Source organism: Lysinibacillus sp. JK80, assembly GCF_027557635.1.
Classification (GTDB): Bacteria; Bacillota; Bacilli; order Bacillales_A; family Planococcaceae; genus Lysinibacillus; species Lysinibacillus capsici.
The window spans coordinates 482,450-501,314 of record NZ_CP058997.1; the positions used below are offsets into that span (position 1 = coordinate 482,450).

Below are 18,865 nucleotides of genomic sequence, written 5' to 3' on the forward strand. Positions count from 1 at the left end.
ATTATAAGGACAATTCTTTGTCCCTCTTATGTGAAGCCGTTGACGGAAAACCCGGTGACGGCTAATCCATAAACGGAAATCCCGACACTACTAAATAATAAATAACTAAATAATAATTAACTAAATAAAGATGATGAGATAAGCATATGGAAGGAGTGCAACAGACGCAAAAAGAATATTCTATTGTCTACTACTGGGTATCAAAATCACTAGTCGTGTATTTCAGTCTTTAGGTTAATGTTTGTGCCGTAGAATTATTGTAAGGTTATAGACAACACTGTAATTTTAAGCATGTTCTCCCTTTGATTCCTTAGAGCATTTCAATGCTTTAAAGCGCTAACTATTTCCTGAAAATGATAAAAAATAACAGGGTGATAGTTGACAAATATTTCTATAGTGTGATAATCTTCAAGAACACTATAACAAATAAACTAAAGGAGGGCATGACAATGTTAATTTTATCAGTATCAAATTCAATCACAGTTACATACATTGTCCGTGCCTAACGCTTTATTTACTATTGCAGAACTAGGTATGGAATTATCCTGCCTTTTATAAGAGACACTTACTCTTTTAGGGTATGTGTCTTTTTTTGTGCAAAAAAGGTTGTAGTGCAAACAAAAAAGGAGTGTATGTATATGACAAAAACAGTTAGAAGAATGATTTTCAAAAAGGAATTTCTAGAAAGTGGGTAGTCATCCACAACAGCACGGAGGAAAGAAGGTTATGATGTATGTTTGATGTGTTAAGTAAATTAGGCTGGTTCTTTAAAAAATACTGGAAGCAATATACGGTGGCCATTGTTCTACTAATGGTTGCCAGTGGATTAGAGGTTGTCCCTCCCTATTTACTCGGTTCTATTATAGATCTATTGACAGCAGGAGAAATGACCCCAGCTATTTTAACAAAGTATGTCTTGATTTTTATTGGGATTATTATTGGGGGCTATTTATTAAATTTTGTGTGGCAATTCCGACTATTTGAAGGAGCTATCAACCTTGAGAAAATTTTACGTCGTAATTTAATGCAGCATTTTTTACGTATGACCCCAACATTTTATGAAAAAAACCGTACCGGTGACCTGATGGCGCGTGCAACAAATGACTTGAATGCCGTATCCACGACAGCAGGTTTTGGCATTATGACGTTGATTGATTCAACGATTTATATGGGCTTTATCATTTTTGCGATGGGCTATATGATTTCGTGGAAGCTTACATTTTTTGCTATGTTACCAGTTCCTATTATGGCAATCCTCATTCAATATTTAGGGAAAATTGTTCATGAGCGATATATGAAGGCACAAGATGCTTTTGGGGAACTAAATGATAGTGTGCTAGAATCTGTAGCAGGAGTGCGAGTGGTGCGTGCCTATGTGCAGGAAAAAAAGGATGAGGCTAATTTTGCAGATATGAGTGAAGTTGTGTATGCGAAAAATATTCATACAGCGAAAATCAATGCTTTATTTGGCCCGATTACAAAAGTCGGAACGGGCATTAGCTATGTTGTAGCACTTGGTTACGGGGCTCATTTAGTGGCAACTGAGGCGATGACGGTTGGGCAACTGGTCACGTTTAATGTTTATTTAGGTTTGGCTGTTTGGCCGATATTTGCGATTGGTGAGCTCATCAATGTTATGCAGCAGGGGAATGCCTCACTAGATCGCGTGCAGGAAACCTTGAACTACGAGGCGGATGTTCAAAATATTCCGAATCCACAAATGATTGCGACACCAAATGCGATTGGCTTTGATGCCTTAACATTCCAATATCCGATGAGTCAGGTGAAAAACCTACAGCAGATTTCACTTTCCTTGAAAAAAGGTCAAACCCTTGGCATTGTTGGTAAAACGGGGGCAGGTAAAACAACCTTCCTACGCCAATTATTGCGAGAATACCCAATCGGACAGGGACAGCTTTCCATTGACGGTATCGATATAACCGCTCAAACGAAGGAGCAGATCCTCGACTGGATTGGTTATGTACCACAAGATCATGTGCTATTCTCACGCACTATTCGTGAAAATATATTATTTGGGAAAGAAGATGCAACACAAGCAGAGTTGCAGCAGGCGATACGTGCCGCGTATTTTGAAAAGGATTTAGACAATCTACCAATGGGCCTTGAAACACTTGTTGGAGAAAAGGGTGTCTCTCTTTCAGGCGGTCAAAAACAACGTGTATCTATTGCTCGTGCTTTAATTAAAGATCCTGAAATTTTAATGCTGGATGATTCACTCTCCGCTGTCGACGCGAAGACAGAGGCAAGAATTATTGAAAATATTCAGCGTGAACGTCAAGGTAAAACGACGATTATTACGACACATCGCTTGTCTGGTATTCAGCATGCCGATGTCATCATCGTACTGGATGATGGGCAAATTGTAGAGCAGGGAACACATGAGGAACTTCTTGCGCAACAAGGATGGTATAAAGAGCAATTTGACCGTCAGCAGCTAGAAGGAGGTGCCTCATGAGTACGAGTCAACGTTTAATGCGCTATGCGATGTATTTTAAAAAGCCGATACTATTAGGCTTATTCTTCCTAACAATTGCCGTATTCACGGAGCTTGTTGGACCGTTTATTGCGAAACATATTATTGATAATTACATGACAATCGGTCATATAGAAATCAAACCGATTACATGGTTGCTCATTGTGTATTTACTTTTAGCCATTGCAACAGCCATATTACGTTATTTTATGTATATTTATTTGCAAATTGGGGCAAACCGTGTCATCCAAAAATTACGTAAAGATGTCTTTGAACATATTCAAACTTTACCAATCCAATACTTTGACAATTTACCAGCGGGTAAAATTGTTGCGCGTGTAACAAACGATACAGAGGCAGTTCGGAATTTATATGTACAGGTACTATCGAATTTTGTGACGAGCTTCATTTCTATTTTTGGGGTGTATATAGCGCTCTTTATTTTAAATTGGAAAATGGCAATGCTTGCTTTAACCATGATTCCAATTGTTTATGTATGGATGATTTTATATCGAAAATTTGCCTCTAAATACAACGATGTCATTCGTACAAAAATTGCAGATATTAATGCCATGATTAATGAATCCATTCAGGGCATGACAATTATTCAGGCGTTCCGTCGTGAGCAGCAAATGACGAAGGAATTTGATGACATGAATAATGAGCATTATGCGTATGAGCGTAAGCTGCTGGTGCTTGATTCAGCTACATCCTTTAACCTTGTGAATACGCTAAGACTTATCATGTTTACGGTCTTTATTTTCTACTTTGGTACACGCTCTTTTACAGCAACTGAAGTGATTACAGCAGGGACATTGTATGCATTTGTTGATTACTTAACAAAGCTATTTAATCCGATCACGAATATTGTGAACCAGTTTTCACAGCTTGAGCGTTCACTCATTGCAGGTAAACGTGTCTTTGAGGTGCTAGATACGAATGGTGAGCCTGTTTCTGAAAAGAGCATCCCACGATATAAAGGAAATGTGGTTTTCGAAGATGTTTCCTTTGCCTATAAAGATAATGAATATGTGCTGAAAAACCTGTCATTTGAAGCACATCAAGGTGAAACAATTGCCTTAGTTGGTCATACAGGTTCAGGGAAAAGTTCCATTATGAACTTACTGTTCCGCTTCTACGACCCGTCAAAAGGCAAAATTACCATTGATGGCATTGATATTACTTCTGTTCCACGTCAAACGATGCGTGAACATATGGGTATTGTGCTACAGGACCCTTACTTATTTACGGGTACGATTGCATCCAATGTTAGCTTAAACAACCCGCGCATCTCTCACGAGAAAATAGAAGCTTCCTTAAATGCTGTAGGGGGAGAACGTGTTTTAGCTAATTTACCAAATGGCTATGAGGAACCAGTTATTGAGAAGGGCAGCACATTATCTTCAGGACAACGTCAGTTGATTTCGTTTGCACGCGCCCTGGCGTTTGATCCAGCCATTTTAATATTGGATGAAGCGACATCGAATATTGATACGGAAACGGAAGAAATTATTCAGCATGCGATGGATGTCCTGAAAAAAGGACGAACAACGTTTATTATTGCCCATCGACTTTCTACCATTAAAAATGCAGATCGTATTCTTGTACTTGATCGAGGAAAAATTGTAGAAAACGGCACACATGATGAACTGCTAGCGCTTGGCGGAATTTATGACAAGATGTATCAAATGCAGGCGAACTCCTTACAATAATAGCTTAAAAGCCCCACTTCAACTGTGAAGCGGGGCTTTTCTATTTATCTTACATATTTGAAGACATTGATAAAGAATAACAGGACAGACAGCGCTACAGCAATTCCACCACCAGACACGAAAAGCTCAAATAACCAGCGTGGTACATCCCAATACACCATCATCATGCCAACAAAAAGGAAGGGTAAACCGAGATTGTAAAGCCAGAACTGTGCTTTGGCGAGACCTGTCTCCGCAGCATTTTTATAAGTCGAATAAATTAAACCAATGAATCCAGTAGTCAGCCAACCTACCACACCAATATGAGCATGTGTCGCTTTCCATTGAAGTTGAACCGTATAATGCATAAACAGGCCAAAAGCAAAAGCAATTAATAAATAAAAGACTGAAACCTTTATCCATTTAGCACCCATTATCCACAACTCCTTTCTTGAAAGTGATTTTAGCTAGCTGCTACAGTATATTCTTGTCAAATTAAAAAGATGCTTGTATGTATTTGAAAATAAATGTTGTTGGTTTTCATTAAACTAAAATATTTAATGAGAACTTTTTGTAATATGTAAACTTTTCATGGAGTTCTGCGTTGTATAGGCAGAAGGGAGGTGGACATGGTAAAGCAATCAATGAATGCGTTTCTACAGCAAGCAGGAACGCTGCTATATCGTTATTTGAGAAAACGTGGATTAGCCCATGAGGATGCAGAAGATATCGTCCAAGATACATGTTATAAATTTTTATTACATAAAAATGGAATTCAGTCAGACAAAGTAATGAGTTGGTTATATCGTGTAGCAACCAATCAATTTTATGATCTCAAGAGAAAAGAAACACGTCATCCAACAACAGAATTAGAGGAAGTTCAATTGACTTCATTCATTCATATTCCTGAGATCCAGATGCTAAAGAAAGAAAAATTAAAGGACATACAGAACACACTCGAAACGCTATCCATTTTGCATCAGGAATTATTAATCCTGAAATATGAGCTGGGATTATCGTATAAGGAAATTTCAGCCTTGATGAACAAGAATGAAAACACACTAAAAACGCATGTCAGACGTGCTAGGGAAGAATTTACTGAACGATTTAAGGAGGATATTCATGATGAATAAAGAAGAAAATGAATTTTTGTTTGATGATAGACAAACGAAAAAAATAATGAGAAAGGCAAGGTTTTGGTCAACAGTCAAAATGATTGGGATTACATTGGTCGTTACACCAATTGTGCTAATAGCATTATGGTATGGGCTGAGGGCTTTATCGTTAAATAGTGCGCAAAAAGTAATGGATGATATTCATTTATTTAACGAAATAAGTGCGCCCAATGTCCAAATTAGTAATCAGGTTTATGACGATCATTTGCTGGGAGGGAAAATAACAACAACAACCTATAAGGTGCTTGGAGATCAGCATCGGCCATATGTTTGGCAGCCTATCAAAAGCGATTATAATTTATTTGGAACGCTTACACGAACGGCCATTTCTAGCCCCATCCAAATAGAAGGTTCAGAATCACTGGCCGAAACATATCAATTCGAACGGTTTAATGACTACACAGGTGACCGAGAAATGTTTTTTTATCATCCAAGGATTTCCTACGACCATTATCAAGATAATATTAGTGAACTGCCTCAATTGGAGAAAAATACTTTAGTAGAAATAGCTATTTCTTTTGATGATGCCTATGATTTTGGTGAAATTAAAAGCAAGCTACCTTCTGAAGTACAAGTAGATTGGTGGTGGGTGGATGCCTATACAGATGATACACTAGATTTTTTTAAGCAAGAACAGAATACTATTTCAGCCAATGATCCATACATTTATGGCTTTCAATCAGAGCAATCCAAACCAAAACCTCGACGCTCTTCAAACGACGAGGTTGAGACCTTTATTCGAAACATTGAGCTTCTTCGTAAAAGCAAGAACTTTGAGTGGGAAACAAACCAGGTTTATCAAGCTTTAGTAGGGGAAAATGGCACCCTGGAGAAAAGTGATGTGAAAATAAGTGGGGCTGTAGTAACTGGTACTCCAGAGCAATTGCAGTCTTTACAAGGACAAACCTACATTAAAGGGTCTATATTTGGGGTAATATCAAATCAGAAATAGAGCGTTGGAAAAGAGAATCGGCATAATCATGTAGAAAGATCAATTTTAGAAAAGCTTATTTTGGTTGAACCCTTCTCCAGAATAGGCTCTTTTATCTGAAACAATTTAGTTTAAAATTAAATAGTTTAATGTTAAACTATTAACAGATAAACAAGAAGGAGATGTTGTTGCAATGGGTAAACTACAAAACAAAGTGGTCATCATTACTGGTGGTGCAGGTGGTATTGGTAGTGGAATGGCAAAAGCTATGGTAAAGGAAGGGGCGATTGTTACAATTGTTGACTTAAATGCAGAAGCAGGCGAGGCAATGGCAAAAGAATTACAAGAAATGTCTCCGAAGTCTATGTTTTTACAGGCTAATCTAATGGAACGCGACCAATTACCAAAAATTATTGATACAGTCGTAGAAAAATACGGTAAACTAGATGTGCTAGTTAATAACGCTCATGCTGCTAAACAAGTTACAATAGAAGAAACTACACAAGCAGATCTTGATTTGTCATTTGGAACAGGTTTTTATCCAACCTTCTATTTAATGCAAGCAGCCCTACCGCATTTAAAAGAAACTAAGGGTAATATTATTAACTTTGCATCTGGAGCAGGCATTCAAGGTCATGAAACACAGGCTGCTTATGCCGCTGCCAAGGAAGCCATTCGTGGTATTTCCCGTGTTGCCGCAAATGAATGGGGACGTTTTGGTATTAATGTCAATATCATTAGTCCGCTTGCTGATTCACCAGGTGTACAAGCATGGGCAAAAGCACAGCCAGAGTATTATGAAGCGGTGAGAAGTAAAATCCCGTTAGGCCGTTTTGGTGATATTGAGCAAGATATTGGTCGAGTAGCTGTTTTCTTAGCTTCTGACGATTCTCAATACATTACAGGTCAAACGATTATGGTGGATGGAGGCTCACTAATGCTTCATTAATTCTCAGCGTTTGAGGAGGATTTTTTTGAAACAGACAAATATTTTTAAACTGATTCATATGATTGAACAGGTGAACAATGCGAATATTATACGTTTTACAAAAGCGTTCCCATATCCTTTAGGAATTTCACCAATTTTAGTTTTAAATGAGCTACATGTCAAAGGCCCTCAAAAACAAGCCGAATTAGCTGAGACAATCGGCTATACAAAAGGTGCTATGACGAGCATTGCTGAAAAGCTGGTCAAGCTTGGATTAGCAGAAAGACTATATGATCCATCCGACCGCCGCACCATTCGCTTACAAATTACAGATGAGGGTCAAAGTGCTTTAGCAAAGGCTCAATCTATCGGAAAAGAGGTCTTTGTACAGCTTTTTGAAGTATTAGATGATGAGGAAATTGCCCAATACTTGCGGATTCAAGAAAAATTAGTACAGGGTATCCAGCAGAAATAACCATGTAAAAAGATCAACCTACCTTTTAAGAGGTGGGTTGATTTTTCTTTGTTTAGGCGGATAACTGGCGGATAAAATTCAAAATGTGACGGATAAAAAGAGGATTCTGGCGGATAGCCTTCTTTTTTTGCATGATAGAATGGCTCTAAGTGGATAGAATGTCCAAACTGGCGGATAAAATTCGAAATGTGACGGATAAAAAGAGGAATCTAGCGGATAGCCTTCTTTTTTTGGGTGATAGAATGGCTCTAAGTGGATAGAATGTCCAAACTGGCGGATAAAACTCAAAATGTGACGGATAAAAAGAGGATTCCAGCGGATAGCTTTCCTTTTTTAGGTGATAGCCATGCTCAGCACAATACGAATGTCCATATGAACTGCTTGAAATGAAATAGTTCATTTAAAATCTAATTGTAAAATAGTTGAATTTATTGAAAATTGTCCGTCTTCATTTTATAATCAAAATACGGTTCTATTATAGAGACATTTGAGGTGTGAAATGACATTAAAAACATTAGATAACTCATTGGAGGTACTGAAATATTTTAATAAGGAAAATCCTACATGGGGTGTTCGTGAGCTAGCAAAAGAGATGGATATTAGTCACTCCATTATTTATCGGATTTTAGCAACCTTCGAAAAACAAGGCTTTCTTATTCAAAATCCTGAGACAAAAAAATATGAATTAGGGCTTCGCTTTCTAGAATATGGCCAGATGGTTAAAGATAAATTAAATCTTTCTGACTTTGTTTTACCAATTATGATCAACCTTGCAGATACCATCAAAGAATCCGTATTTTTAACATGGCTGGATGGAACAGATGGTGTCACAGTAGAAATAGCTGAGAGCTCTCAAACCATTAAGTTTTCAGTGTCGATTGGCACGCGGACACCACTACATATCGGGGCATCTTGTAAAGTCATCATGGCGTATCTACCTGAAGAGAGAAAAAAGGAGATCATGGAGCATGGGATGAAAAGATTAACTCCTGAAACCATTACTGACCCTGATGAAATGTTAGCCGATTTAGAAAAAATACAACAGCAAGGCTGGTGCTTTTCAACAGGAGAGTACTCTCATTCAGTATTTGGGCTAGGTGTACCTCTTTTTAATAGTAAAAAAGAAGTCATTGCCTCTTTAACAATTGCTGGCCCTATTTATCGTAAGCCAACAGAGGAGAAATTACCTGATATGGTCAATGTTCTTCAATATGGAGCGATGAATATTCAACGGTATTTCGATCAATACAGCTTTAAATTATATCATGAATAAGCATGAAAAAGAGGCTCAAGATAGACATTAACTATCTTGAGCCTTTGCTTGGATTTTTTTCATGATGGATACGGCCTTGTCAATTTCTTCAAACGTATTAAAATAGTGTGGTGAAAAACGGGCCATTTTAGAAATTTGATTGCGTTCCATAATGGTATTCGCCATAAATGTGCCAGCTTCAATGATGACCCCATGTTCTGCTAAAGCATTGGTTAGCTCATCTGGTGACAGCCCTTCAATGTTAAACGGCGTAATCGATAATCGATGAGCACTATTTTGAGGACCATATAAGACAATGCCTGGAATGGTTGCAAGCTGTTCAATTAAATAGTTTGTTAGCTGCTTTACACGATCATATATGTGATGGATACCGATATTGTTCGCATAATCAATAGCTGCCCCTAAGCCGAAAATACTTGGAATGATCGGACAACCTGGCTCAAAACGTTTAGCTGTTTCTAAAAAAGAATAGGCATTGTTCTGATAATCCCACTGGGTGCTGCCCCAGCCAATCATAATAGGCGTCAATGTTGGAATGAGTGCTTCTCGTACATATAAAATACCTGATCCTTCAGGGCCGCGTAGCCATTTCCGCCCACTAGCAACTAGAAAGTCACAGCCAAGTTCGGCAACATTAATGGGTGTTAAACCAAGTGTTTGATTGGCATTCATCAATGTTAGTACATGGTGTTGCTGGGCTAGCTGACATATTTCTTTGGCAGGCTGGAGTGCCCCAGCAGCGTTAGACATATGGGCAAAGGCAATTAATTTTGTTTGTGGTGTGATGAGTTGTTCAAGTGCATATAAATCTACCATATATTCATCATTGGTTTTTAACACTTTCAGCTGAACCCCTTGTTGCTGAAGGGCAAGCCAAGGCACATAGTTACTCAACATTTCTGTGTCGAGCACTATGACCTCATCTCCCTGTTTCCATTGCAAGCCACCTGCGACATAATTAATCGCCACTGAACCGTTTGGCACAAAGGCAATCTCCTCTTTTGTTGCGCCGATGAACAATGCTGCTTTTTCTCGAATACGCTCTACTTGCGCATACGTTTCTTGACGAAAAGAGGGCAAGTAGGGACCAATACTTGCTTGTTTTTGGAGATAGCTAGTCATTTCATCCACTACTGGCTGTGGCATGGCAGATGCAGCAGCTGTGTTTAGATAAATATAGTGTTCAAGTAGCGGCATATCCTGTTGTATTTTCCTCATATCGATCATTGTACACACCAACCTTATAAAATGATTAATTCTTTCGAATAGGTCATTAAATTTTCGTAACCATTTTCTGTGACGATTAAATTATCCTCGATACGAACACCACCAACATCCTGCACATAGATACCTGGCTCCACGGTAAAGGCCATGCCTGGCTTTAACACTAGCTGATTACGCTGCATCATATAAGGCTCTTCATGTGCACTTAAACCAATGCCATGGCCAAGTCGGTGTGTGAAAGAATTGCCATAGCCGGCATCGCGAATAATGTCTCTGGCTAGATCATCAATGGCATGAGCTGTCATACCTGGTTTTATGGCTGCTATGGCTGTTTCATTTGCTTGCTTCACAATGCTATAAATTGTTTTGAGCGTTGGAGAAACTTCTCCTAAAGCAACTGTTCTAGTCATATCCGCCACATAGCCCTTATAAATCGCGCCAAAATCTATGACGATTAATTCACCTGTCTCTATTTTCTTTGTGCTCGCTCTACCATGAGGAAGTGCACCTCGATAACCAGAAGCAACAATGGTTCCAAAAGGTGTTCCCTCTGATCCACGTCGTCTCATTTCATATTCTAATTGGGCTGCGACTTCCATCTCTGAAATACCAGCTTGAATAATCGGTAATGTGGCTGCAAGACTTTCTTCGACGATCTGTACAGCCTGACGCATGAGGGCTATTTCGTGTTCATCTTTTTCCATACGTATATCACGAATGGTTTCACCGATATTACATAAAGTGTCATATGTAAGGTTTTCGATAGCTTTCTGTTCCTTCACGCGCATGGTGTCAAACTCAATGGCAAGTGTCTGCGCTGTTCCTAGTTCTTTTTTTAGTTGCTGGATGGCCTGTGACGGTCCTTCCTCATCCGAATAGGATAGGATTGTCCCTCCATTACCCAAGTCAACTTTTGTTAATTCTACTTGTGGAACGAGAAAGTATAATTGATGATGAGCAGTAATAGCGACTACTGTTAGGCGTTCACTTTGCTTTAACTGAAGACCTGTAAAATAATACATGTTTGACCCTGGCACTAGCACTGCTACATCAATTGACTGTTGCTGCATACGGGAAACGAGCTGCTCTCTTCTTTTTTGAAACATTGAGTGATTCCTCCTAAAAACGTTTCTATTATAGAGACGTTGTATCTGAAAAATAGTATATATCAACAATAATGAATTTTCAATAAATTAAGATAGCACCATTTTGATAGAGGGCAATGAATGTAAAAGGAAGATAATTGACAAATGAGGGAATAGTATGTTGTAAATTTAGTAAATACTAGTGTACGTCTTTTTTTCGTTCATTATGCATATAAGTAGACTAGATAAACTTTTTTCCAACTTAATACGTCAAAAAGAGGGGCAAAATTGTTAAGCAAGAAAGGACTTATGTATGGAAAAAAACATGAAACGCTCAAAAGAGAAAAAGAGCAAGAAAAAATTATGGCTGTGGATTGTTGGTAGCCTATTAGCAATTTTTTTAATTTTTATAGGTACTGCCTACTTTACCATCCAAAAAACTATGAATAAAATAAATACACCACTTATTCAAACAACAGATGCAGCACAACCAGAAGAAAAAACAGTGATTAAAAAAGATCCCTTTTCGGTTCTAATGCTTGGGGTCGATGAACGTAAAGATGATAGTGGACGTTCCGATACCATGATTGTAATCACTGTAAATCCTGAAAAGCAGACGATGAAAATGCTTAGTATACCCCGTGATACTCGAACAGAAATCGTTGGTCATGATACGGTAGATAAGATTAATCATGCCTATGCCTTTGGAGGCGTCCCTATGGCTGTGGATACGGTCGAAAATTTTTTAGATATACCCATTGATTATTATGTATTTATTAATATGGAGGGCTTTTTACAAATTATTGATACGCTGGGTGGCGTAACAATCGATAATGATATGGATTTAACCTTTGACGAATACCATTATCCAAAGGGAGAAATCACATTAGATGGTAATGAGGCCCTTATTTTTTCTCGTATTCGTTATGAAGATCCTCGAGGTGATTTTGGACGCCAAATTCGACAACGTCAAATCATTGAAGCGGTGATGAAAAAAGCCTCCACACCATCAACATTATTAAAAGCAACTGATATGTTGAATGTACTAGGCGACAATGTTCGCATGAACTTTTCGGTGAAGGACCTTATTCAGCTGCAAAGTATTTATAAAAAAATGGATAAGGATATTGAGCAGTTATCGTTCGAACAGGGAGACGGTGAAAGGATTAACCGCATTTGGTACTATATTCCGAATGAGGCAGAGCTTCAAAAAATACAAACAGATTTAAAAAACCATTTACAAAAGTAAGCAAGTTGCTTACAAATGTCGCATACTAGTTGTAAACTTTTTGGCCACGAAGGGAGGGAGATGAATGAATGGGAGGACCCAGGTGCTGAGGTATACAGCGCTGAATCATTGCATGCAAAGCTATGTACCTAAACGTAAAGTGCGAAAAAATCCAGTCCAATCAGCAATAAGAGGCCTACAAGTATTATGTTTAAAATTATTTATGTAAGGGATAAAAAATCATTCAGGTAGGGTGCATGCCTAGTTGAATGATTTTTTTGCTGTTATTCATCATTTTTCGATATTTCTTGAAATATCAGAAAATTAAGTGTATACTGACATTAGAAATGGTTAAAGGAGTGATTGTGATGATTGTAGGCACAATTTTATTAGCATTTGCATTACCAGTGGGTATCGTATTAGCAGTAGATTTATTAAACGAGCAGCATCACTCTGCTACACAAACTAACCATTCATAACGTTGAAACAGTAAAATATCAATTTCTAGACAATGTTACTTTGTAGCCTTGTCTATTTTTCTATGAATAGGAAACAATTTGTGTGATTCATTCGTCAATAATAGTGAGAAAATGTTATACTATTAAAAAAACAGTATCGGGGAATGAGCATGCAAGCGGAAAAAACATCCAATCTTAAAAAAGAAATATTATCCTACATCAAAATTATTGTCATTACAGCTGTTGTTGTTTTTGGCTGTAAGCAATTCTTATTTGCGCCGATTAAAGTACAGGGAGCATCTATGTATCCAACTTATCACGATAAGGATATTATTATTGTAAGCAAAACAAGTAAAATCGAGCGTTTTGATCAAATTGTTTTCCAATCTCCTGTCGAAGATGAGTTATATATTAAACGTGTCATTGGGCTTCCAGGGGATAAAGTGGAAATGAAAGATGATGTATTGTACGTCAATGGCAAAGCATATAAAGAAGATTATGTGAACCGTCAAACGGATGATCCTAATCAATTACGCATTACGGAAAACTTTACATTGGAACAATTAGTGAATGAAAAAGAAGTGCCAGAGGGCATGTATTTTGTGCTTGGTGACAATCGCCTAAAAAGTAGTGACAGTCGCCATTATGGTTTAATTTCAGAGGATGCTGTATATGGTGAATCGAAATTAATACTATATCCATTTAGTCATTTTCATATTGGCTCAAAATGATGAAAAAAGAGGTCACTCCATTGAGTAGCCTCTTTTTTATTGTTGGGGTAAATCGGTACAGCTTTTATAAGTGGGATAATAGACACAAATCCTTGAATTTTCAACGGTTTCCTTGATGGGCGATGGCTTACTTTTCATGGGAGATTGCATTGCTGGTTCTTCATTTGTGAACGCTTCTTCTACTAATTCTACGCCATAAAATAGTATTAAAAAATAGCAGACAAATCCTACTATACGCAAACAATCACCTCGTAAAATAGTTATTGTATGTTTATATATGTCAAATTCGTCGAAATATAAGCAGAAAATCGAAATTTTCTCTTGCCAAAAAGATTTTTAGAGGCAATGAATTCTATGAAAAAAGCTATTGTCAATGAAATTTTGATGTGCTACTATAGCTAAAGTAAATATTTGATCTGTATAACCTCAATAATATGGATTGAGGGTCTCTACCAGGAACCATAAAATCCTGACTACAAAACTTTGCTTCATTTTTGTAGTCAGGATTTTTTTAGTTTGTTTTAAAACAATCTCCTACAAAAATGAACGTGTATCGAAGGGGAGATTACGATGAATTGGAGAGTTTATATTCTTGCTGTGACTACCTTTGCAGTAGGGTTAGTTGAATTAATTGTTGGTGGAATCCTGCCAAATATTGCAGAGGATTTAGATGTGTCTTTAGCGACAGCAGGACAATTAATTACTATTTTTGCACTTGTTTATGCGATTTCTGCGCCTGTCCTACTATCCTTGACAGCCAAGGTGGAACGCAAGCGCTTATTCCTTATTTCTTTATTTATTTTTACGTTAGGAAATTTAATGACCTTCTTTAGTACAACGTTTATCATTGTGCTAATCGCACGTATTTTCACAGCTATGAGTACAGCGTTAGTGATTGTTTTATCATTAACGATTACAACTAAAATCGTAGAGCCTCGCCATCGTGCTAAAGCACTGGGGCTTGTTTTTATGGGGGTAAGTTCTGCGCTGGTGATCGGTGTGCCAATGGGTATTTTTATTACAGAAGCGTTTGGCTGGCGAGCTGTATTTTTAGGTATTAGTATCCTATCAACGATTTCAATGATATTAATTGCTTTATTACTTGAAAAAATGCCAATTGGAGAAGTAGTGCCACTCAAGGCGCAAATTAAATCGCTGGCGAATTTAAAAATCCTGACAGCACAGTTAACTACCCTATTTATGCTAGCGGGCCATTACATGCTCTATGCCTATTTAACACCATTTTTAGTAGAGGCATTTGATATGAATGCTTCATGGATTAGTATCTGTTACTTAATCTTTGGTATTGCCTCTGTTAGTGGGAATGCTGTAGGTGGATGGGTGAGTGATAAAATTGGCACAAGTAAAGCCATAATTTTAATTGTCTCAGCCTTTGCCATTGTCTTATTTAGTATTCCTTATACAATTATTGCCCTTCCACTGTTTTTAGTATTTACGGTTTTATGGGGTGCGTTGAGCTGGGCACTGACACCGCCATTACAAAATTACTTAATTCAGGCGGATCCTCAATCATCGGATATTCAGCAAAGCTTAAATACAGCTGCCCTGCAAATTGGTATTTCTATCGGATCAGCAGTTGGTGGCGCAATGTTTGCTTGGACAGGGTCCGTTATGCACCTAGCTAGCTTTGGTACAATTCTAGTTCTTTGTGCATTAGGCTGCGCGATCTTTTCTATTAAAAGGGCACCTCTTGGACAGGAACAGCACGTAGATTATCAGTCAGCACATCATCATTCATAATCGAACGATAGCCCTGAAAGGTATTGGGAAAGCCATCCCAATACCTTTTTAATTGGTTTGCATGAATCTATTTTCGTACACTTCCCAAAATTAAATTCTCTATGGTTTCTTAGCATACTCTAATTACCTATGGAATAGATTGTTGTAGTTAATGAATTTACAGATTTGAGGAGTTTGAGATTTTAAGAGCGAATATTATTTTTAAGAAAAATAGTAGGAGACTTTCAAATCTTGTAAATGGAAGGAGAACTCAATGACTGAATATCATCAACAATCAACTGCTGAAGTCATGAAGATATTGAACGTCACCATGCAAGGTTTGACTGATGATGACGTCCAAAAGAGGCAACAGGTCTATGGCTATAATGTATTAGAGGAAGGGAAAAAGACAAGTACGTTGGCTGTTTTTATGGGCCAATTCAAAGATTTATTGGTCATCATTTTACTCGTTGCTGCTTTCGTTTCCTTTCTACTAGGAGAAGTAGAAAGCACCATTGTGATCATGATCGTGGTTATTTTAAATGCCATTTTAGGTACAGTGCAGCATGTGAAGGCCGAACAATCATTAGATAATCTAAAAGCATTGACCTCTCCCATTGCCAAGGTCATGCGTCATAATCAACTAGTCGAAATTCCTTCTGAAGAAATTGTAGTAGGGGACCTCCTGATGTTGGAGGCTGGAGATTATATTAATGCGGATGGAAGACTACTAGAAAGCCATAATTTACACATCAACGAAAGCTCTCTTACAGGCGAATCGATTGCTGTGGCAAAAAGTACAGACCCCATTCGGAAGCAGAATATCACCATTGCGGATAAGAAAAATATGGTGTACTCAGGAAGCTTTGTGACCAATGGACGTGGCATCGTGATGGTTACGGCAATTGGGATGCAGACGGAAATCGGAAAAATTGCGAATTTACTCGATACAGCCAAGGAAAAGAAAACGCCATTACAAATTAGTCTCGATCAATTCGGTGAAAAATTAGCCTTAGGGATTACGCTGATTTGTTTAGCAATCTTTACGATTGATCTTATCCGAGGACGAGCCTTAGTAGAATCCTTTATGTTTGCTGTATCTCTTGCTGTGGCGGCTATCCCTGAGGCTTTAAGTTCTATCGTGACCATCGTATTAGCTTTTGGCACCCAAAAGATGGCAAAGGAAAATGCGATCATCCGCAAGCTTTATGCTGTGGAAAGCTTGGGGAGTGTATCGGTCATCTGTTCTGATAAAACAGGTACTTTAACAGAAAATAAAATGGTGGTACAGGAAGTTTTTGTGGACCAGAAGAAAATTCCTCATGATTGGCTCAATCCAATAAATCCAGTGGAAAAAGAACTAATGGTAAAAGCGCTTTTATGTAGTGACGCTGTCGAGCGTGACCACAAAGAAATTGGTGATCCTACAGAAATTGCGCTCGTGAAATTGGGGAAACAGTATGGGTTAGATGAATTGAAGATACGTGAGCAATATCCACGATTGGCTGAAGTTCCATTTGATTCGACGAGGAAGCTTATGAGCACTGTCAATCAGATGGACAAGCAGCCCATCATGATTACCAAAGGGGCTCTGGATGTACTCTTACCAAAAGTGACACGAATCAAAACATCAACAGGTATTTTTGAGATAACCCCGCAGCATCGCCAGAAAATCGAGGCGGTGAATCGTGATTTTTCTATGAATGGTTTAAGGGTGTTAGCCATTGCTTATAAGGAGGTATTGCCTCTACAAAAAGTCGATCCACGAGCGGAACGAGATTTAATCTTTGTCGGCTTAGTAGCGATGATGGACCCTCCAAGAAAAGAGTCGAAAGAGGCTGTGGAAAGCTGTATAAAGGCAGGTATTAAACCCGTCATGATTACAGGAGACCATAAAATTACAGCAACCGCGATTGCCGAACAAATTGGTATTTTGCAAAATCCAGCTGAAGCTATAGAGGGACATGCGCTCGAAGGCTTAACTGATCAAGAGCTGCAAGAGAAAGTACAGGATTATTCTGTTTATGCCCGTGTTACACCAGCCCAAAAAATTCGAATTGTTAAAGCATGGCAGGATAAAGGACATGTGGTTGCCATGACAGGAGACGGTGTCAATGATGGACCTGCTTTGAAGCAAGCAGATATTGGGGTGGCTATGGGCGTAACAGGCACAGAGGTTGCAAAAGATGCCTCATCCATGATTTTAACGGATGACAATTTTTCAACAATTGTTAAAGCAATCGCCAATGGCCGTAGCATCTATACAAATATTAAAAATGCCATTCTGTTCTTATTATCTGGAAATGCAGGCGCTATTTTTGTCGTGTTATATGCAACGGTTCTGGGCTTACCTGTTCCTTTTGCACCTGTCCATCTTCTATTCATCAACTTATTAACAGATAGTCTGCCTGCTATTGCCATCGGTTTAGAGCCAAATAATAAGAAAACAATGAAGGACAAGCCTAGAAACATTCATACTCCTTTATTAAATAAAAAATTTACCACACAAGTTGTGCTTGAAGGGATATTAATCGCCATCTCCACCATTATTGCGTTTCAAATCGGTTTATCGACAGGCGATACGTTAACAGCAAGCACGATGGCCTTTACAACACTATGCCTGTCAAGGTTAGTCCATGGCTTTAATTCTCGATCCAAACAATCCATCTTTGCGATTGGTGTATTTTCGAATAAATATACGTGGTTCGCCTTTATCATTGGTGTGCTAAGTTTACACATGGTCTTATTTATGCCGATGCTTACAACGGTCTTTGAGGTAGCTCCATTAACACCTGCTCAGCTAGGCTTTATTTATAGCCTATCGGTGTTACCATTCCTAGTCAATCAATGGTATAAGCTACTGTTCGTGAGAAATCGATAAAGATTAAAAAAAGAAGCTTCCGTTAGTTATTAAAACGGAGGCTTCTTTTTAGTGTGTAGAGGCTAATAACCAGCCTTTACTCTTACTTAGGTCAATCAATCTCGCTCCAAGTAGCGCATAACGCATATGGAGTTCACTATATTTAGTTAGATGTGTCTTCTTTACTGCCAGCTCTAAAGCTTGGCTTACGGCAATCAAAGAAGAGGCAATATTCATCGATAAAATAGCACTTATTTCGCCATCATTAATGAAAGATTTCCCACGAATATCCGTTATTTTCATTTTACTGTATTCTATCGATGCTGTTGGTGCCAGCACACCGTTTTCCTTTAATAGCAGTGTTAGCTGTTTATTTTCCTCTTTTAAACATTGAATAAATTCCAATGTAAGGATTTTTAAGTTTTTATCACGCGTATGCTTAAAAAAAGCATGACTGGAAGCAATATAGCCTTGATTGATCCCAAGCTGTGACCAAAGCTTGAAAACCTCCTTAAATCGTAGCGATGCTAGATTATCATTTATCATTGTCATCCTGACACTTCCTAACTCTT

General features: G+C 38.2%; 16 protein-coding genes and 1 riboswitch. Of the genes, 12 read left to right on the top strand and 4 right to left on the bottom strand.

Going from position 1 to position 18,865, the window contains the following annotated elements; all coding sequences use genetic code 11:
- Positions 1-733: 733 nt before the first annotated feature.
- The gene (locus tag HXV90_RS02465; RefSeq protein WP_115673309.1) at positions 734-2,476 is read left to right on the top strand and encodes an ABC transporter ATP-binding protein; all 1,743 of its coding nucleotides are present in this window, start codon (positions 734-736) and stop codon (positions 2,474-2,476) included.
- Entirely contained in the window at positions 2,473-4,206 is a 1,734-nt protein-coding gene (locus tag HXV90_RS02470) for an ABC transporter ATP-binding protein (RefSeq protein ID WP_048392469.1), read from the top strand. The genes HXV90_RS02465 and HXV90_RS02470 overlap by 4 nt, the downstream gene beginning before the upstream one ends.
- A 44-nt stretch (positions 4,207-4,250) precedes the next feature.
- Here HXV90_RS02470 and HXV90_RS02475 read toward each other — a convergent pair whose 3' ends face one another.
- On the bottom strand, positions 4,251-4,619 hold the full coding sequence (locus HXV90_RS02475) for a hypothetical protein (RefSeq protein WP_103118314.1): 369 nt from the start codon (positions 4,617-4,619) through the stop codon (positions 4,251-4,253).
- A gap of 195 nt (positions 4,620-4,814) precedes the next feature.
- Here HXV90_RS02475 and HXV90_RS02480 point away from each other — a divergent pair, with 195 nt between their 5' ends.
- The 5 genes from HXV90_RS02480 to HXV90_RS02500 all read left to right on the top strand — a co-directional run bounded on the left by HXV90_RS02480 (position 4,815) and on the right by HXV90_RS02500 (position 8,967).
- On the top strand, positions 4,815-5,318 hold the full coding sequence (locus HXV90_RS02480) for an RNA polymerase sigma factor (protein ID WP_066037741.1): 504 nt from the start codon (positions 4,815-4,817) through the stop codon (positions 5,316-5,318).
- Positions 5,308-6,312, top strand: coding sequence for an anti sigma factor C-terminal domain-containing protein (locus tag HXV90_RS02485; RefSeq protein WP_269898275.1), 1,005 nt, complete (start codon positions 5,308-5,310; stop codon positions 6,310-6,312). The genes HXV90_RS02480 and HXV90_RS02485 overlap by 11 nt, the downstream gene beginning before the upstream one ends.
- A 172-nt stretch (positions 6,313-6,484) precedes the next feature.
- Positions 6,485-7,240, top strand: coding sequence for an SDR family NAD(P)-dependent oxidoreductase (locus HXV90_RS02490; protein WP_036077242.1), 756 nt, complete (start codon positions 6,485-6,487; stop codon positions 7,238-7,240).
- 25 nt (positions 7,241-7,265) lie between these two features.
- Positions 7,266-7,694 (top strand): MarR family winged helix-turn-helix transcriptional regulator, encoded by a 429-nt coding sequence (locus HXV90_RS02495; protein ID WP_004230567.1) that lies wholly within the window; start codon positions 7,266-7,268, stop codon positions 7,692-7,694.
- A gap of 499 nt (positions 7,695-8,193) precedes the next feature.
- Entirely contained in the window at positions 8,194-8,967 is a 774-nt protein-coding gene (locus HXV90_RS02500) for an IclR family transcriptional regulator (protein WP_036077236.1), read from the top strand.
- A gap of 27 nt (positions 8,968-8,994) precedes the next feature.
- On the opposite strand, the gene HXV90_RS02505 is transcribed toward HXV90_RS02500, so the two are convergent.
- Together HXV90_RS02505 and HXV90_RS02510 are read right to left on the bottom strand one after the other, a co-directional pair.
- The gene (locus HXV90_RS02505) at positions 8,995-10,194 is read right to left on the bottom strand and encodes an aminotransferase class V-fold PLP-dependent enzyme (protein ID WP_115673304.1); all 1,200 of its coding nucleotides are present in this window, start codon (positions 10,192-10,194) and stop codon (positions 8,995-8,997) included.
- A gap of 14 nt (positions 10,195-10,208) precedes the next feature.
- The gene (locus HXV90_RS02510) at positions 10,209-11,297 is read right to left on the bottom strand and encodes a M24 family metallopeptidase (protein ID WP_103118312.1); all 1,089 of its coding nucleotides are present in this window, start codon (positions 11,295-11,297) and stop codon (positions 10,209-10,211) included.
- 292 nt (positions 11,298-11,589) lie between these two features.
- Here HXV90_RS02510 and HXV90_RS02515 point away from each other — a divergent pair, with 292 nt between their 5' ends.
- From HXV90_RS02515 to HXV90_RS02535, 5 genes are all read left to right on the top strand, one after another.
- Positions 11,590-12,525 (top strand): LCP family glycopolymer transferase, encoded by a 936-nt coding sequence (locus tag HXV90_RS02515; protein WP_054550408.1) that lies wholly within the window; start codon positions 11,590-11,592, stop codon positions 12,523-12,525.
- 347 nt (positions 12,526-12,872) lie between these two features.
- A complete protein-coding gene (locus HXV90_RS02520) occupies positions 12,873-12,983 on the top strand; it encodes a hypothetical protein (RefSeq protein WP_004230560.1) in 111 nt (36 codons plus the stop codon).
- Positions 12,984-13,132: 149 nt separating this feature from the next.
- Entirely contained in the window at positions 13,133-13,693 is a 561-nt protein-coding gene (gene lepB / locus HXV90_RS02525) for a signal peptidase I (RefSeq protein WP_048392477.1), read from the top strand.
- A 396-nt stretch (positions 13,694-14,089) separates the two neighbouring features.
- Positions 14,090-14,189, top strand: a riboswitch (purine riboswitch).
- Positions 14,190-14,263: 74 nt separating this feature from the next.
- On the top strand, positions 14,264-15,454 hold the full coding sequence (locus HXV90_RS02530; protein ID WP_009370354.1) for an MFS transporter: 1,191 nt from the start codon (positions 14,264-14,266) through the stop codon (positions 15,452-15,454).
- A 253-nt stretch (positions 15,455-15,707) separates the two neighbouring features.
- Positions 15,708-18,314, top strand: coding sequence for a cation-translocating P-type ATPase (locus HXV90_RS02535; protein WP_269898276.1), 2,607 nt, complete (start codon positions 15,708-15,710; stop codon positions 18,312-18,314).
- Between the two features lie 48 nt (positions 18,315-18,362).
- On the opposite strand, the gene HXV90_RS02540 is transcribed toward HXV90_RS02535, so the two are convergent.
- The gene (locus tag HXV90_RS02540) at positions 18,363-18,845 is read right to left on the bottom strand and encodes a DUF3231 family protein (protein WP_269898277.1); all 483 of its coding nucleotides are present in this window, start codon (positions 18,843-18,845) and stop codon (positions 18,363-18,365) included.
- Between the last annotated feature and the right edge of the window lie 20 nt (positions 18,846-18,865).

Coding starts and splice junctions, on each gene's coding strand:
- HXV90_RS02465 (WP_115673309.1), top strand. CDS start 734: ATGTTTGATGTGTTAAGTAAATTAGGCTGGTTCTTTAAAAAATACTGG.
- HXV90_RS02470 (WP_048392469.1), top strand. CDS start 2,473: ATGAGTACGAGTCAACGTTTAATGCGCTATGCGATGTATTTTAAAAAG.
- HXV90_RS02475 (WP_103118314.1), bottom strand. CDS start 4,619: ATGGGTGCTAAATGGATAAAGGTTTCAGTCTTTTATTTATTAATTGCT.
- HXV90_RS02480 (WP_066037741.1), top strand. CDS start 4,815: ATGGTAAAGCAATCAATGAATGCGTTTCTACAGCAAGCAGGAACGCTG.
- HXV90_RS02485 (WP_269898275.1), top strand. CDS start 5,308: ATGATGAATAAAGAAGAAAATGAATTTTTGTTTGATGATAGACAAACG.
- HXV90_RS02490 (WP_036077242.1), top strand. CDS start 6,485: ATGGGTAAACTACAAAACAAAGTGGTCATCATTACTGGTGGTGCAGGT.
- HXV90_RS02500 (WP_036077236.1), top strand. CDS start 8,194: ATGACATTAAAAACATTAGATAACTCATTGGAGGTACTGAAATATTTT.
- HXV90_RS02505 (WP_115673304.1), bottom strand. CDS start 10,194: ATGATCGATATGAGGAAAATACAACAGGATATGCCGCTACTTGAACAC.
- HXV90_RS02510 (WP_103118312.1), bottom strand. CDS start 11,297: ATGTTTCAAAAAAGAAGAGAGCAGCTCGTTTCCCGTATGCAGCAACAG.
- HXV90_RS02515 (WP_054550408.1), top strand. CDS start 11,590: ATGGAAAAAAACATGAAACGCTCAAAAGAGAAAAAGAGCAAGAAAAAA.
- HXV90_RS02520 (WP_004230560.1), top strand. CDS start 12,873: ATGATTGTAGGCACAATTTTATTAGCATTTGCATTACCAGTGGGTATC.
- lepB (WP_048392477.1), top strand. CDS start 13,133: ATGCAAGCGGAAAAAACATCCAATCTTAAAAAAGAAATATTATCCTAC.
- HXV90_RS02530 (WP_009370354.1), top strand. CDS start 14,264: ATGAATTGGAGAGTTTATATTCTTGCTGTGACTACCTTTGCAGTAGGG.
- HXV90_RS02535 (WP_269898276.1), top strand. CDS start 15,708: ATGACTGAATATCATCAACAATCAACTGCTGAAGTCATGAAGATATTG.
- HXV90_RS02540 (WP_269898277.1), bottom strand. CDS start 18,845: ATGACAATGATAAATGATAATCTAGCATCGCTACGATTTAAGGAGGTT.